The sequence below is a fragment of the Dehalococcoidia bacterium genome (assembly GCA_025054935.1).
Taxonomy (GTDB): domain Bacteria; phylum Chloroflexota; class Dehalococcoidia; order SpSt-223; family SpSt-223; genus JANWZD01.
Window position 1 is genome coordinate 1 of record JANWZD010000023.1, and the last position, 12,339, is coordinate 12,339.

Below are 12,339 nucleotides of genomic sequence, written 5' to 3' on the forward strand. Positions count from 1 at the left end.
TCGGAACGCTCAAGCGCAGCTACGGTTGGCGCCGCGTCCGCTACCGCGGCCTGCTGCGCAACGGCGCCCATCTGCACCTGCTCTGCACCGCCATGAACCTCCGCCGCGCCGAACGCCTCCTCGCCTGACAGGAAAGGTGCGTCCGCCGCACGACCGGCGGGCTCAAAAGCGGCCGCCATGGCCAATTCCAGGCCGGCCTCACGCCTCCATCATACGGCCAGGGGCGTTTCGCAGAGGTCTCATTGTGGGCGACGAGAAAGCCCTGGCTTATGGCCTTCGTCACGTGGACGTCACGCCGCGAGTGACCAATCTGCTACGTCAGCTGAAGGACATCGGGGAAGTGGACATACAGCACGTCCCGAATCTCTGAAATGCCGCGCATGCGCCATGCGGGGGGTCCCGTCGCCCATACGGTGCCTTCACCGAAACAGCAGGCCGGGCAGGTCGCCATGAAGCCGGGACAGGGGGCAGAGACCATCGTGCGGGGCTGCGGCGTCCACTCGGCCAATCGTGAGACCATCCCAACGGCTTCGGTGTTGCCCCAGGCTCGCATTCATGCCATCAATCGCTAGGTATTCTCGACAGCCTACGGTCCGGCGCATGTCAAAGGCGTTCGGTCTCAGGTCTCTTTGTTGGAGACGTATCAGCGTTGGTGTGGTCATCGCCGCGCTGCTGATCGTGGCGATCACACCGCTCGTCGTCGTCAACCTCGTTCTTGTGTGGGACGCGCGGAACGAAGTGATCGAGCGAAAAGGCGAGTCTCTGCGCAGTTCCGCAATTCATGCCGCCTCAACGTATCTGGCTGTACTTCAAACGATAGAGGCGGCGCTCGGCATCGAACCGACAATCTTGGCGACGGTAATCGGATCCCCACCAGCCTGCCACGACCTGATGCGACGACGGGTCGCAGAGCACCCTTTTCTGAGCGTAGGTTTGGTCATCTCTCGGGAAGGGCGTATTCTTTGTTCCTCGACAGGGCAGGCGATCGGTGTCGACCTTTCCGATCGTGCCTATTTTCGCACCGCCCTGACACGTCCTGGCCTGGTCGCGGATGCGCCGGTCATTGCCCGGCCCCGCGGGCAGCTCTTGCTGCCGGTCGCCAGGCGGATGGACGGCTTCGTCCCGACGCTCGGGACGTCGGATGAGCCTGCCGTCATTGCCGCCGCAGTTGATCTTGATGCTTTTCTGAGCAGCCTCAGAGTGTCTGTGCTGCCTGAGATGAATCCTTCAAGGACAGATGGGGAAATCTGGTTCGTAGATCGGCAGGGTAGGGTTATTGCCGATTTTAACGATCGTAACCGCAAAGGTAGCGTCTTGCCGTTTTCCGGAAGTTTGGAAGCGCTTGTGGCGGCGGCTGATGTCGTAGATGGGTTCGGTGGAGAAAGGCTGCTTGCCGCCGCGAGTCCAAGCCTGCCGGGCGACTTATACATTGTGATAGCGAACCGGTTTCAGAATCTCGTGGCAATGGCCAATCGCCGGCTTTTGACGAGCGGCTTCGTGGGGGTGATGGCGCTGCTGACCGGACTTGGCATCGCGTATCTCCTGGTTACGAGCCTGATTCTGCAACCGCTCGCAAGGCTTCGGGAAATGGCTCTACGGCTTGAACGCGGAGAAGCGATCGAGCCTTCGTGTTCCTTTCGTTCTGTCGGTGAGCTGGAGTCCTTGCGGCGATCCTTTGTTACGATGGCTGGCGTCGTCTTGAACCGCGAACATCGCCTGCGGTCACAGGGCAAGATGCTTGCCGATATGGCGTATCGAGATCCTCTGACGGGCGTGGCGAATCGCAGGGCGCTGGACGAGACGTTGAAAGCGATATGGCGGGATTTCCGGCTTCGCAAAGAAAATGTTTCGATACTTTTCATTGACATCGATTATTTTAAGTCGTTCAATGACCGGTATGGGCATGGCGAAGGCGACGAAACGCTGCGCCGTGTGGCAAAAGCTTTGGTTACCTTGCCTTTGCGCACTGATGACCTTGTCGCGCGTTATGGAGGAGAGGAGTTCGTTCTCGTGCTGCCTGGTACGAATCTCGCCGGGGCCATGGCAGTCGCCGAACGGGCGCGCGACGCGATCGAGCACCTTGCCATCAAGCATGCCGACAGCCCAACTGGTTATCTTACGATCTCGGTCGGAGCGGCCACCGGTTCCCCAGAGGAAAGCGATAGCCATGAGGTTCTGCTCAAGCGTGCGGATGCCTCTCTCTATGCCGCGAAACATGCGGGCCGGAACCGCATATCGAGTGCCGCAGCATGACATCGGAGGCGTCTCATGTGTCATGGTATGGCCGTCCCGCCAAGGATCCGATGTCGGTAATCTCAGTGTGAGCCGAGGAGGACGCATCGGATGACTACAGTTGGGCGGGTCGCCTCGTTTCAACCGCTGCCTCGCGCCACGGGTGCCAAAGCCACAAATGCCGGCTTTCGGCTACCCGATCCGAGGGAGATAGAAGCCGCCTCTTCGCCGGTCGCCGTCGGCGGTGCGCTCGGCCTGCTGGCAATCCAGATGATGGACGACCCCCTCGAACGGCATCGTCGAGCGAAGCGGGATGCCGAGCTTGCCCGTGGCGATCTGTGCGATGTCCAGCTTGCACTGCTCGAACGCAGGCCCTCGCACATCGCCTCGCTCTTGTCCCAGTCGAAGCCATGTCGCAGGTGCGCCCTCACGATCCTGTGTTGCAGGACGTCATCGAGAACCTACGTATTCGCTTGTCGGTGGAAGTCGCCCGGCAGCAGCTGAGAGAGCGTCGCGACCTTGCTGCGATGGCGCTGTGTAGCGGCAAGGGAGCGGTGAGCGTTGTCGATGTTTGAAAATCTGCCGAGAGGATTGACGCTTTAGAAGAGATGTCAGGGTGAACGACGCAAGCATGCCATCTCCCCCGGCGAGCGAAGCGGACAGGAACGGCGCTTGGCGCGGTTCGCGTCTTGCGACCCGCCGCATGGCCATGTTCGCCTTCACCTCCGCGGATCTGCTCCTGGAGATCGGGCTCGACGGGACCATTCTCTACGCCGAGGGCGCCTTCCGTCGTTATTTCGGCCGTCCTGGGGAGGCGTTCCTGCACCACAAGGTCGAGACGTTGTTCGACCCCTCGGACAGGAAACTCTTTGAATTCCTTCTCGCGGTCTTGTCGTCGCGCTCGCGTGTACCCCCTGTCATCATTCGGCTGAACGACGATAAACATACGCCCGCGATTTTGAATATCGTGCGAGGGGCGAGCCCGGCGCCAGGCGTTTTTTTAACGCTTAGCCAGCCCCCGTCGGACGCCATCAATCTTCAGTCGATCGTGATTCATTCAGCCGCGGATTTCGTAGATCAGGCGGTCGAACATATGTTGGCCGACACAACACAATCCTCCCTGACCTTCGTGGAGGTGGAAGATCAGTCAGGGGGCTTGCAGCAAGCGGAGATCCATCAGGCGCTGAACCAAGCCGTTCCCAATGAGACGAAGATCGGCGATATGGCGCCAGGGCGGTTCGGCATCATCGATCCCAAGATCGAACCTGCCGAGCTTGAGCGCCGCGTGGTCGAAGCCCTGCATCGCTTCGGGCGAAACGCCACGGTTTCGGCAACGGCGATTTCCTTGGCCACTGGCGATCTGCCCGCCGAAAAGGCGGTCTCGATCCTGAAATTGCTCCTGGAAAGCTTCATGCTTGAGGGCGCACCCGGAATCACCGCGGCGGCCAATGGCAAAGGGCTTACCGGAGCCATCGAGGAGATCCGATGGCAATCGCGCCGGATTGCAAATGCGATCCGAGAAAAACTATTCGAACTTGAGTATCAGCCGATCTGCGATATCAAGACAAGAGATATACATCATTATGAAGCCTTGATTAGGCCTTTCGAAGGACTACCGCCCGCATACCGTTTCGTCCGTGTGGCCGAAGAGGCAGGCCTGTCGGAACAGCTCGATCTTGCTGTGCTCACAAAAGCGATCGAATTGGCCAAAGGCCGAGCGATCATCGCTGTGAACATTTCTGGCTATTCCGTCCAGAACAAGACGTTTCAGAGCGCTTTTCTAAATATCGCAAAGGATCGTCATAGGAATTTGATCGTCGAACTGACAGAGACGGCGGAAATTCAGGAAAGGGAGACAGCAAACCATTTCTTTCAACGTCTGAGTGAGTCGGGGATTGATATATGTTTCGATGATTTCGGCGCGGGGGCTGCCGGGCTTCAGTATATTCGTGATTTTCCAGTGGATTTCGTGAAGATTGATGGATCTTATGTCCGGGCATCTCTGACAAATGGGCGACAGAGAGCGATCTTGTATTCAATGATTGAAATGGCTCGGGCGGTCGGTGCCAGGACAATTGCCGAGTTCGTCGAAACCGAAGATCAGGCCCGGCTTATGGAGCAAATGGGCGTGGACTTCATTCAGGGCTGGCTTGTCGGGAAACCCGTGCCTCTGCCTACGATCGAGCGGCTTCTTCGGGGCAGTGGGTTGCGACGATGACATCGGCCTGGCATCGTCCTCGCCGTCATTGAATGAAAGGGTAAGGACACTATCAATTCGCTATCGTCTCACCTCACGATTCATTTTAAGCTGATTTATGCTTTTATAAAAGTCTTATCATTTGCAGAACGTCAACACTGTATCCTATGTTTCCTTCTCTTCTTGCAAAGTTCAAAAAGTCCTGAATCACTTGGAAATCCCTAGCCTCGAGATCGCTTGCCATACGAAACAACGGTGCGGGAACATGCTCTGCGATCTCTGACGGCACATTGCGCTGCTGCAGTACTCTGGCCCGAAACTCTCTATATTCATTGATTCGTGTAATCGCATCGCGCCAGGCGGCGACGAAGCGCGAAGCGTCCGCGGATCGCTGAGCCAGGAACTGGCGTCCGATGGCTGCTCCGGCCGCAAAGGCCTCGATGTCCTCTTGTCCGAGAATCCGGCGCGCGATCACGTTGACCTCAAGACGCCGGGCGACGCCATGAAATAGCGCGAGCGATGGCACAGGCTCCAACGTGTAAATGGCATCGCATCGCCCGGAGGCCAACGCCTCGAGTTGGCGCACTTTAGGCCGTGTGGACAAACCGACTTTGGGGGGGATTCCCAGCCGGGGCCAGGCGTGATTCCACGCTGATCTCTGGCATGGAGATCGGCGTTGCTTCGCGGACTGCTTACGGACGAGGAGTGGTCATTCTTCGAACCCTTCGTGGTGTCCGCCAGCCCGCTCGGCGGCAGGCCCGCCCGCGACCACAGGCGGGTGCTGGACGCCATCTTCTGGATCGCGCGCACCGGCGCGCCGTGGCGTGACCTGCCGGCCGAACTTCGCAACGGGAACTCGGTGTTCCGTCAGTTCCGGCGCTGGACCGCCTCGGGCCTGTGGGACGTGATGCTTGAGGCCCTGGCCGATGGCGGCGGTTACGCCGACCTCCTGCAGATGATCGACAGCACCAGCATCCGGGCGCACCACTGCGCCGCCGGCGGAAGGGGGGGACTCATCGACAGGGTCTTGGCCGCTCGCGAGGTGGGTTGAAGTGCAAGCTCCATATCCGCGGCAACGCGCACGGCCTGCCCATCGCGCTGCATGTGACCGCCGGGCAGGAGGCCGACTGCTCGAACTACGACGCGCTGATGGAGGCGCGCTACAGCGACCCCGCCATCATGCTCGGCAACAAGGGCTACGACAGCGACCCGATCCGACAGGACCTGCGCGACCGCGTCGCCATGCCGGAGATCCCGACCAAGCGGAACCGCCACGTCCAGCATTGCATCACGGGCTTGCGCTGATCGTCCTGGCGCGGCGGCGGAGGCGCGAGGGCGGGATGCTGGAACTGTCCCTGCCCGAGACGCCGGACGGGGAGCCGGCGGTGTTGCTGCCGGAGGCCGAGCACGCCGAACTGGTCGCGGCTGTGCGGGCGGCGGTGCGGGCGCACCCGGAGGCGTGGCGGTATCTCGCCGGGCGGTGATTGGCGCCCCCGCGCCGGGCAAGCGCGCGCGCAGTGTGGGGGACCATGTGGGGGACAGCCTGCCGGGCTTCGGGTAAATCCGGCCTTTCCAATGGCTTAGAGGCAGGCAATGGCGTCCCCGGCGGGATTCGAACCCACGGCCCCCAGATTAGGAATCTGGTGCTCTATCCTGCTGAGCTACGGGGACGGCCGACGGCACCCTAGCCGCCCCGGCCCGTGCGGCCAAGGGCAGCCTCATCGGCCGGGAACAGGCTCCTGTCCTCCAGGATAATCCTTGCGGTCCGCCAGTAGTGTGCGGCGAGGAGCGCGACTGCCGCATCGGCGTCCCGGCGCAGCGTCGCGTCCAGGATCTCGCGGTGCTCGGCCTCCACGTCGCGCGCGGCGAGGCTTCGTCCCGCGGCCAGGTGCCGGTAGCGCTGGTGCCGGTCGGTCAGCTGCCGGCAGAACCCGATCAGCCAGCGGGATCCGCAATTGCCGATCAGGCGTTCGTGGAAGGCGCGGTGACGTTCCTCCCAGGCGGGGTTGAGCACGCTCCCCTCCAGGGTCCGCGGTGTGCGCGAAAGCCGGTGGGCGGCGAGCACGAGGGATTCCTCCCACGCCTCCGTCGCCGCCGCGATGGATTCGCGCAGCGCCCGCTCCTCGAGCCAGCAGCGGGTGCGCGTCAGTTCCTCGAGTTCTGCCGCGCTGATGCCTGGCACGGCGAAGCCGCGCTGATCCTCGGCCAGCAGCAGCCCGTCGGCGGCCAGGCGGTTCAGCGCCTCGCGCAGGGGCGTCTGGCCGACACCGTAGCGCTCCGTCAGTCCCCGGATCGGCAGGCGGCCGGGCGGCAGCCGGCCCGACAGGATGTCCGCCCGCAGGCGCTGGTACACGCTGCTCGCGTGGGTGACCGCCGCCGTGCCGGGGGCGGCCGTGTCCGCTGCCGGGGGGCGCGCTGCCTGCTGCTGCATATTTTTTCGGTCCCCTGCGGTTGGATTGTATATGATCCGATTGACTTGGATGGCAATCTCGATCAAGCAGGGGTTGAAATCAGGCGATAGGGCGAGGGAACGGGCCATGACGGGCTTCCCGGTCACGGCATTGCGCAGCGTGGAACTGGCCGTGCCGGACCTCGTCGCGGCGGAGCGCTTCTACACCGCCACCTGGGGCCTGTTCCCGGCGGCGCAGGAACCCGGGCGGCTGTGGCTGCGCGCCACCGGCGAGGACCATCACGTCCTGCGGCTGGAGCAGGGGGGGGCGGCGATACGCTCCGTCACCTTCCGCGCCCGGGACGAGGCGGCGCTGTCGGCCGTGCTGGCCAGCGCGCAGGCCGCCGGCGCCGCCCTGCTTGCCCCGCCCGCCCCGCTCGGGGAACCGGGCGGCGGCACCGCCGCCACCCTCCGCTCGCCCGAAGGCTTCGTGCTCCGGCTGGTCGCGGGCGACGCCCGCCGCACGCCCGATCCGCCCGTGCGCGACCGGCCCGACCGGCTGACGCATGTGAACCTCAACTGCACGGACGTGGACGCCACGGCGCGCTTCTTCGAACAGGGCCTCGGCTTCAGGCTGGCCGACCGCTCGAAGCTGATGGCCTTCGAGCGCTGCAACAGCGACCACCACGCCGTCGTGCTCGCCGAGGCGCCGGTGAACGGGCTGAACCACGTGGCGTTCAACATGCCGGAGTGGGAATCGGTGATGCTCGCCGCCGGGCGGATGGTGGACGCGGGCTTCCCGATCGCCTGGGGGCCGGGGCGCCACGGGCCGGGCAACAACGTGTTCGCCTATTTCATCGACCCGTTCGGCATCGTCATCGAATACACCGCCGAGGTCGAGCAGGTGGCGGAGGACCACGTGCCGCGCGGGCCGGAGTTCTGGGTCTGGCCGCCCGGCCGCACCGACCGCTGGGGCATCGCGCCGCCGAAGCCCGAGCGCACCAAGCAGGCGCAACTCGCCATCCGGTTCGCCTGAGCCGTGGCGGTGGAGCACCACGAGGCGGTCGTCGTCGGTTTCGGCCCCTGCGGGGCGGTGGCGGCGATCCTGCTCGGCCAAGCCGGGTTCCGGACGCTGGCGCTCGACCGCGCGCGGGAGATCTACGACAAGCCGCGCGCCATCGCGCTCGACCACGAGATCCTCCGGCTGTTCGACGGCATCGGCGTGGCGGAGGCGGTGCTGCCCTATTGCGCGCCCTTCCCGCCGAGCGAGCATTTCGGGGCCGAGGGCCAGCTCATCCGCCGCGTGGACATGGTGCCGGAGCCGTATCCGCTCGGCTTCGTCCCCACCATGGTGTTCAGCCAGCCGCCGGTCGAGGCCGCGCTGCGCGCCCGGGCGGCGGCGACAGCGGGCGTGACGGTCGAGCTCGGCACCGAGTGCGTCGGCATCGCCGTGGAGGAGGGGCAGGCCACGCTTCGCCTGCGCGACGAGGAAGGACGGCGGCGGACGGTGACGGCGGGCGCAGTCATCGCCTGCGACGGCGCCTCGAGCTTCGTCCGCCGCAGCCTCGGCATGGCGCTCGACGATCTCGACTTCGACGAGCCGTGGCTTGTCGTGGATCTGCGCGTCGCGCCCTCGGGGCTCGCGAAGCTGCCGCGCAACGCCGCGCAGTTCTGCGATCCGCGCCGGCCCGTCACCTACATCGTCGGGCCGGGCGACCATCGCCGCTTCGAGATCATGCTGCTGCCCGGCGAGGATCCGCAGGCGATGCAGCAGCCGGCGCGCGTGCGGGCGCTGCTCTCCCGCTGGCTCGAGGAGGGGGACGCCGAGCTCTGGCGCGCCGCCTCCTACCGCTTCCACGCGCTGGTGGCGCGGGAGTGGCGCCGGGGGCCGGTGTTCCTGGCGGGAGACGCGGCGCATCAGCAGCCGCCCTTCCTCGGCCAGGGCATGTGCCAGGGCCTGCGCGACGTGGCGAACCTCGCGTGGAAGCTGCAGGCGGTGCGCGAGGGGGCGGACGCCGCGCTGCTCGATACCTATGGCGCCGAACGCGGCCGGCATGTCCGCACCCTGACGACGCGCATCAAGGCGATCGGCCGGCAGATCTGCGAGCGCGACCCGGAGGCCGCGCGCGCGCGGGATGCGGCGCTGCTCGCCTCCGGCGGCGGGCGGCCGCCTGTCGTCACCCGGCAGGAGGTGGTGCCGCCGCTGGAGACGGGCTTCCTCGCCGGCCAGGGCCACGCGGCGGAGGGCACGCTGTTCCCGCAGCCCTGGGTGCGCGCGGGCGAGGGCTGGGCGCGGATGGACCGGGTGACGGGCGGCGGCTGGCGCGTCTTCCTCTCGCCCGACGCGCCCGACGCGCCCGGCGCCTGGCGCATCGGCCCGCCCGGAAGCGGGGCTGCGCTCATCGAGCGCGACGGCGTCGCCGCCGCCTGGTTCGCGCGGCATGGCGTGTCGGCGGCGATCGTCCGCCCGGACCATTACGTGTACGGGGTCGCCTCCGGCGCGGCGCAGCTTGCCGCGCTGCGCGAGGGCCTCGCCGAACGGCTGCAACCATCGAGGGTTCCCGCATGAGGTTCGCGAGTTTCCGCCACCAGGGCACGGCAAGCTGGGGCATCGTCGGCGACGGCGTGATGCACGACGTGGGCGCCGTGCTGCGCGGCCGCTTCCCCGACCTGAAATCGGCGATCGCCGCCGGTGCGCTGGCGGCGGCGCGGGAGGCCGCCGGAGAGGCGCCGCGGATCCCGCTCTCCGCCATCGAATGGCTGCCGGTGATCCCGAACCCGGACAAGATCCTCTGCGTCGGCCTCAACTACGAGACGCACCGCAAGGAGACCGGCCGCGCCGAGGTGGGCCATCCCACGATCTTCGCCCGCTACGCCAACAGCCAGACCGGGCACCTGCGGCCGATGCTGCGCCCGCGCGTCTCCACCGAGTTCGACTACGAGGGCGAGCTCGCGATCGTCATCGGCAAGTCCTGCCGGCATGTCCCGCGCGAGGAGGCGTTCGGCGTGATCGCCGGCTACGCCTGCTACAACGACGGCAGCGTGCGCGACTTCCAGCGCCACACGCACCAGTTCACGCCGGGCAAGAACTTCCCGGAAACCGGGGCGTTCGGCCCTTGGCTGACGACGCCCGACGAGGTCGGGCCGATCGGCCCGCAGCGCATCGTCACGCGCGTGAACGGAGAGGTGGTGCAGGAGGCCACGCTCGGCGACATGATCTTCGACATCCCGACGCAGATCGCCTACTGCTCCACCTTCACGCGGCTCGAGCCGGGCGACGTGATCGCCACCGGCACGCCGGGCGGGGTGGGCGCCAAGCGCACGCCGCCGCTCTGGCTGAAGCCGGGCGATGTCGTCGAGGTGGAGATCGACCGGGTCGGGCTGCTCAGGAACCCGGTCGCGGACGAGAGCTGACGGCGCGACCGATCAGGGAGGAACGGACACATGACGGAACAGCGACCCATGCTGCCGCGCCGGGCGCTGCTCGGCGCCGCACTCGCCCTGCCGGCGTGGCCCGCGCTGGCGCAGGGCGAATGGCCGAACCGGCCGATCCGCATCATCGTCGCGCAGCCGCCGGGCGGCAATCTCGACATCCTGGTGCGCGCGATCGCCGAGGGGCTGCGGGGCGAGCTCGGGCAGAACGTGATCGTCGAGAACCGTCCGGGCGGCAACAGCGTGATCGGGCTCGAGGCCTGCGCCCAGGCGGCGCCCGACGGCGCCACCTTCTGCGCCGTCAACATCGAGAACATGGCGACCGTGCCGCACACCGAGCCGCAGCTCTACGCGCGCTACGCCTCGCTGCGGCCGGTGACGCAGCTCGCCACCGCGCCGAGCATCCTCGTCGCGCATCCCTCCGTGCCGCGCGGCAACCTGCGCGAGGCGATGGCCTGGGCGCGCGGGCGGGAGGGGCTGAACTACGGCTCCTCCGGCGTCGGCTCGGCACAGCAGCTCCTCTACGAATGGCTGAACGCGCGCGAGGGCACGCGGATCGAGCACGTGCCCTTCCGCGGCATCGCCGACGCGATCCGCGAGACGGTCGGCGGCCGCACGCAGTTCTCCTACGGCGCCATGGCGACGACGGTGCCGCACATCCGCGCAGGCCGCCTGCATGCGCTCGCGATCCTTGGCGCCGAACGGCATCCGGAACTGCCCGACGTGCCCTCGATGCGCGAACTCGGCTACGACTTCCCCTATGGCGGGGCGTGGTGGGGCCTCTGCGCGCCGGGCGGGCTGCCGGACGCGATCGCCGAGCGCATGGCGGGCGCGGTGCGGGCGGTGGTGACCAACGCCGAGTTCCGTGCCCGCATGCTCGACCCCAACTTCTTCTACGGCGTCGGCAGCCGCCCTGCCGAGTTCGCCGCCATGATCGCGCGCGAGCGGGCAGCAGGAGCAGAACTCGTCCGCCTCGCGGGGATAGAGCCGGCGCGCTGACGGCGGGGCGGTCCGGCAGCACCGCCCGAAACCCTTCGCGCTCGCTCCCAGGCTCGGGCGAAGAGGGGACGGCAGAAGCCGGTCGAAGCCTCGGGCGCGATCCCGGGACAGGCGGCGGCCGCCGCCGGAACCGGCGCGGAGGGGCGATCACGGCCTGGAACGCCGCATCCCCTTGGGGCCCGCGACAGCGGGACCCGGAGCGCCCCGCACCGCCCCGGTGGAGAGGTGCCCCCCTCTGCCCGCGACGCTCTGATGCGGAAGCGGCCGCGGGCCTCCGGCCGGACCCTCGTTCTCGCGCCCGCCGGCCCGACCTTCGTGCCTCGGCGGGGTTAAAAAGGGGCACCTCTGCCCTGCCCCGCAGCCCGACCGTCCGGACGGTCTTGACGCAGCGCAGCACCGGCCTATCTCGCCGGCCATGCACGACCTGCCCGCGCCCGATCTGCGCCACCGCATCCTCGATGCCGCCGAACGGCTGATCCAGGCCGAGGGCGTGCCCGGCCTCACCCTCGCCCGCGCCGCCGCCGAGGCCGGCGCCTCCAAGGGCGGGCTGCTGCATCATTTCGGCTCCAAGGAGGCGCTGCTTGCCGCGCTGATGGAACGGCTCGCCGGCTTCGTGCGCGACTCCTTCGAGGCCACTCTCGCCGCGACGCCGGAGGGGCCGGGCCGCGTCGCCCGCGCCTGCCTGCGCTGGCAGTTCGAGGACGAGGCCTGCGCCGACGAACGGGCCGACCGCGCCGCGGCCGTGCTGCTCGCCGCGCACCACCACGACCCGCGTCTGCTCGACCCGGTGCGCCGGGTGCTTGACGGGTTCCGCAGCCGGCTCGAGGAGGACGGGCTGCCGCCCGGCCACGGGCTTGCCGTATGGGCCGCCTGCGACGGGCTGTTCGTCGCCCGGCTCTTCGGCCTCTACAGCCTTTCGCCCGCCGAACGTGCCGCGCTGCACACGACGCTCTCGCGCCTTGCCGGAGGCGCGCCATGACGCGCTGGCTGCTCGGCGCGCTCGCCCTCGCCCTGCCGCTGATCCTTCTGGTCGCGGTGGCGCCGCGCGATTTCGTCGCCTGGGCCGAGGGCGAGCCGCGCGCCGGGGCGA

Annotated in this window: 14 protein-coding genes and 1 tRNA gene; 11 read left to right on the plus strand and 4 right to left on the minus strand. The window is 67.2% G+C overall.

From position 1 onward, the window contains the following. Together NZ773_15810 and NZ773_15815 are read left to right on the plus strand one after the other, a co-directional pair. Nucleotides 1-128, plus strand: a 128-nt coding sequence (locus tag NZ773_15810) for a transposase (GenBank protein ID MCS6803393.1), incomplete at its 5' end; no start/stop codon positions are given. A 526-nt stretch (nucleotides 129-654) separates the two neighbouring features. Beyond that, nucleotides 655-2,253 (plus strand): diguanylate cyclase, encoded by a 1,599-nt coding sequence (locus NZ773_15815; protein MCS6803394.1) that lies wholly within the window; start codon nucleotides 655-657, stop codon nucleotides 2,251-2,253. A gap of 171 nt (nucleotides 2,254-2,424) precedes the next feature. Here NZ773_15815 and NZ773_15820 read toward each other — a convergent pair whose 3' ends face one another. Further along, nucleotides 2,425-2,613 carry a hypothetical protein gene (locus NZ773_15820; GenBank protein MCS6803395.1) on the minus strand — a complete coding sequence of 63 codons (189 nt, stop codon included), beginning with the start codon at nucleotides 2,611-2,613 and terminating at the stop codon, nucleotides 2,425-2,427. Nucleotides 2,614-2,848: 235 nt separating this feature from the next. Between NZ773_15820 and NZ773_15825 the strand changes: the two genes are divergently transcribed. After that, nucleotides 2,849-4,450, plus strand: coding sequence for an EAL domain-containing protein (locus tag NZ773_15825; protein MCS6803396.1), 1,602 nt, complete (start codon nucleotides 2,849-2,851; stop codon nucleotides 4,448-4,450). A gap of 103 nt (nucleotides 4,451-4,553) precedes the next feature. On the opposite strand, the gene NZ773_15830 is transcribed toward NZ773_15825, so the two are convergent. Beyond that, nucleotides 4,554-4,955, minus strand: a complete 402-nt coding sequence (locus NZ773_15830) for a hypothetical protein (protein MCS6803397.1) — start codon at nucleotides 4,953-4,955, stop codon at nucleotides 4,554-4,556. Nucleotides 4,956-5,105: 150 nt separating this feature from the next. On the opposite strand from NZ773_15830, the gene NZ773_15835 reads away from it, so the two are divergent. Genes NZ773_15835 through NZ773_15845 form a run of 3 tightly spaced genes read left to right on the plus strand, consistent with a single transcriptional unit; the run spans nucleotide 5,106 to nucleotide 5,913 of the window. Continuing rightward, the gene (locus NZ773_15835; protein ID MCS6803398.1) at nucleotides 5,106-5,480 is read left to right on the plus strand and encodes an IS5 family transposase; all 375 of its coding nucleotides are present in this window, start codon (nucleotides 5,106-5,108) and stop codon (nucleotides 5,478-5,480) included. Next, nucleotides 5,477-5,734, plus strand: a complete 258-nt coding sequence (locus NZ773_15840; protein MCS6803399.1) for a transposase — start codon at nucleotides 5,477-5,479, stop codon at nucleotides 5,732-5,734. The genes NZ773_15835 and NZ773_15840 overlap by 4 nt, the downstream gene beginning before the upstream one ends. Nucleotides 5,735-5,769: 35 nt before the next feature. Further along, on the plus strand, nucleotides 5,770-5,913 hold the full coding sequence (locus NZ773_15845) for a hypothetical protein (GenBank protein MCS6803400.1): 144 nt from the start codon (nucleotides 5,770-5,772) through the stop codon (nucleotides 5,911-5,913). A 110-nt stretch (nucleotides 5,914-6,023) separates the two neighbouring features. On the opposite strand, the gene NZ773_15850 is transcribed toward NZ773_15845, so the two are convergent. Both NZ773_15850 and NZ773_15855 read right to left on the minus strand, forming a co-directional pair. Then, nucleotides 6,024-6,100: transfer RNA gene (locus NZ773_15850), tRNA-Arg, on the minus strand. 13 nt (nucleotides 6,101-6,113) lie between these two features. After that, nucleotides 6,114-6,926: a GntR family transcriptional regulator gene (locus tag NZ773_15855; GenBank protein ID MCS6803401.1), complete on the minus strand. Its 813-nt coding sequence runs from the start codon at nucleotides 6,924-6,926 to the stop codon at nucleotides 6,114-6,116. Nucleotides 6,927-6,966: 40 nt separating this feature from the next. On the opposite strand from NZ773_15855, the gene NZ773_15860 reads away from it, so the two are divergent. The 5 genes from NZ773_15860 (at nucleotide 6,967) to NZ773_15880 (ending at nucleotide 12,228) form a co-directional block, all read left to right on the plus strand. Beyond that, nucleotides 6,967-7,854, plus strand: a complete 888-nt coding sequence (locus NZ773_15860; protein MCS6803402.1) for a VOC family protein — start codon at nucleotides 6,967-6,969, stop codon at nucleotides 7,852-7,854. A gap of 3 nt (nucleotides 7,855-7,857) precedes the next feature. Continuing rightward, on the plus strand, nucleotides 7,858-9,387 hold the full coding sequence (locus tag NZ773_15865) for a bifunctional 3-(3-hydroxy-phenyl)propionate/3-hydroxycinnamic acid hydroxylase (GenBank protein ID MCS6803403.1): 1,530 nt from the start codon (nucleotides 7,858-7,860) through the stop codon (nucleotides 9,385-9,387). Beyond that, nucleotides 9,384-10,232, plus strand: a complete 849-nt coding sequence (locus NZ773_15870; protein ID MCS6803404.1) for a fumarylacetoacetate hydrolase family protein — start codon at nucleotides 9,384-9,386, stop codon at nucleotides 10,230-10,232. Before NZ773_15865 ends, NZ773_15870 begins: the two co-directional genes overlap by 4 nt. A gap of 48 nt (nucleotides 10,233-10,280) precedes the next feature. Continuing rightward, a complete protein-coding gene (locus tag NZ773_15875; GenBank protein MCS6803405.1) occupies nucleotides 10,281-11,249 on the plus strand; it encodes a tripartite tricarboxylate transporter substrate binding protein in 969 nt (322 codons plus the stop codon). A gap of 415 nt (nucleotides 11,250-11,664) precedes the next feature. Further along, nucleotides 11,665-12,228, plus strand: a complete 564-nt coding sequence (locus NZ773_15880) for a TetR/AcrR family transcriptional regulator (GenBank protein MCS6803406.1) — start codon at nucleotides 11,665-11,667, stop codon at nucleotides 12,226-12,228. The last annotated feature ends 111 nt before the right edge of the window (nucleotides 12,229-12,339 follow it).

Coding starts and splice junctions, on each gene's coding strand:
- NZ773_15845 (MCS6803400.1), top strand. CDS start 5,770: ATGCTGGAACTGTCCCTGCCCGAGACGCCGGACGGGGAGCCGGCGGTG.
- NZ773_15860 (MCS6803402.1), top strand. CDS start 6,967: ATGACGGGCTTCCCGGTCACGGCATTGCGCAGCGTGGAACTGGCCGTG.
- NZ773_15870 (MCS6803404.1), top strand. CDS start 9,384: ATGAGGTTCGCGAGTTTCCGCCACCAGGGCACGGCAAGCTGGGGCATC.
- NZ773_15875 (MCS6803405.1), top strand. CDS start 10,281: ATGCTGCCGCGCCGGGCGCTGCTCGGCGCCGCACTCGCCCTGCCGGCG.
- NZ773_15880 (MCS6803406.1), top strand. CDS start 11,665: ATGCACGACCTGCCCGCGCCCGATCTGCGCCACCGCATCCTCGATGCC.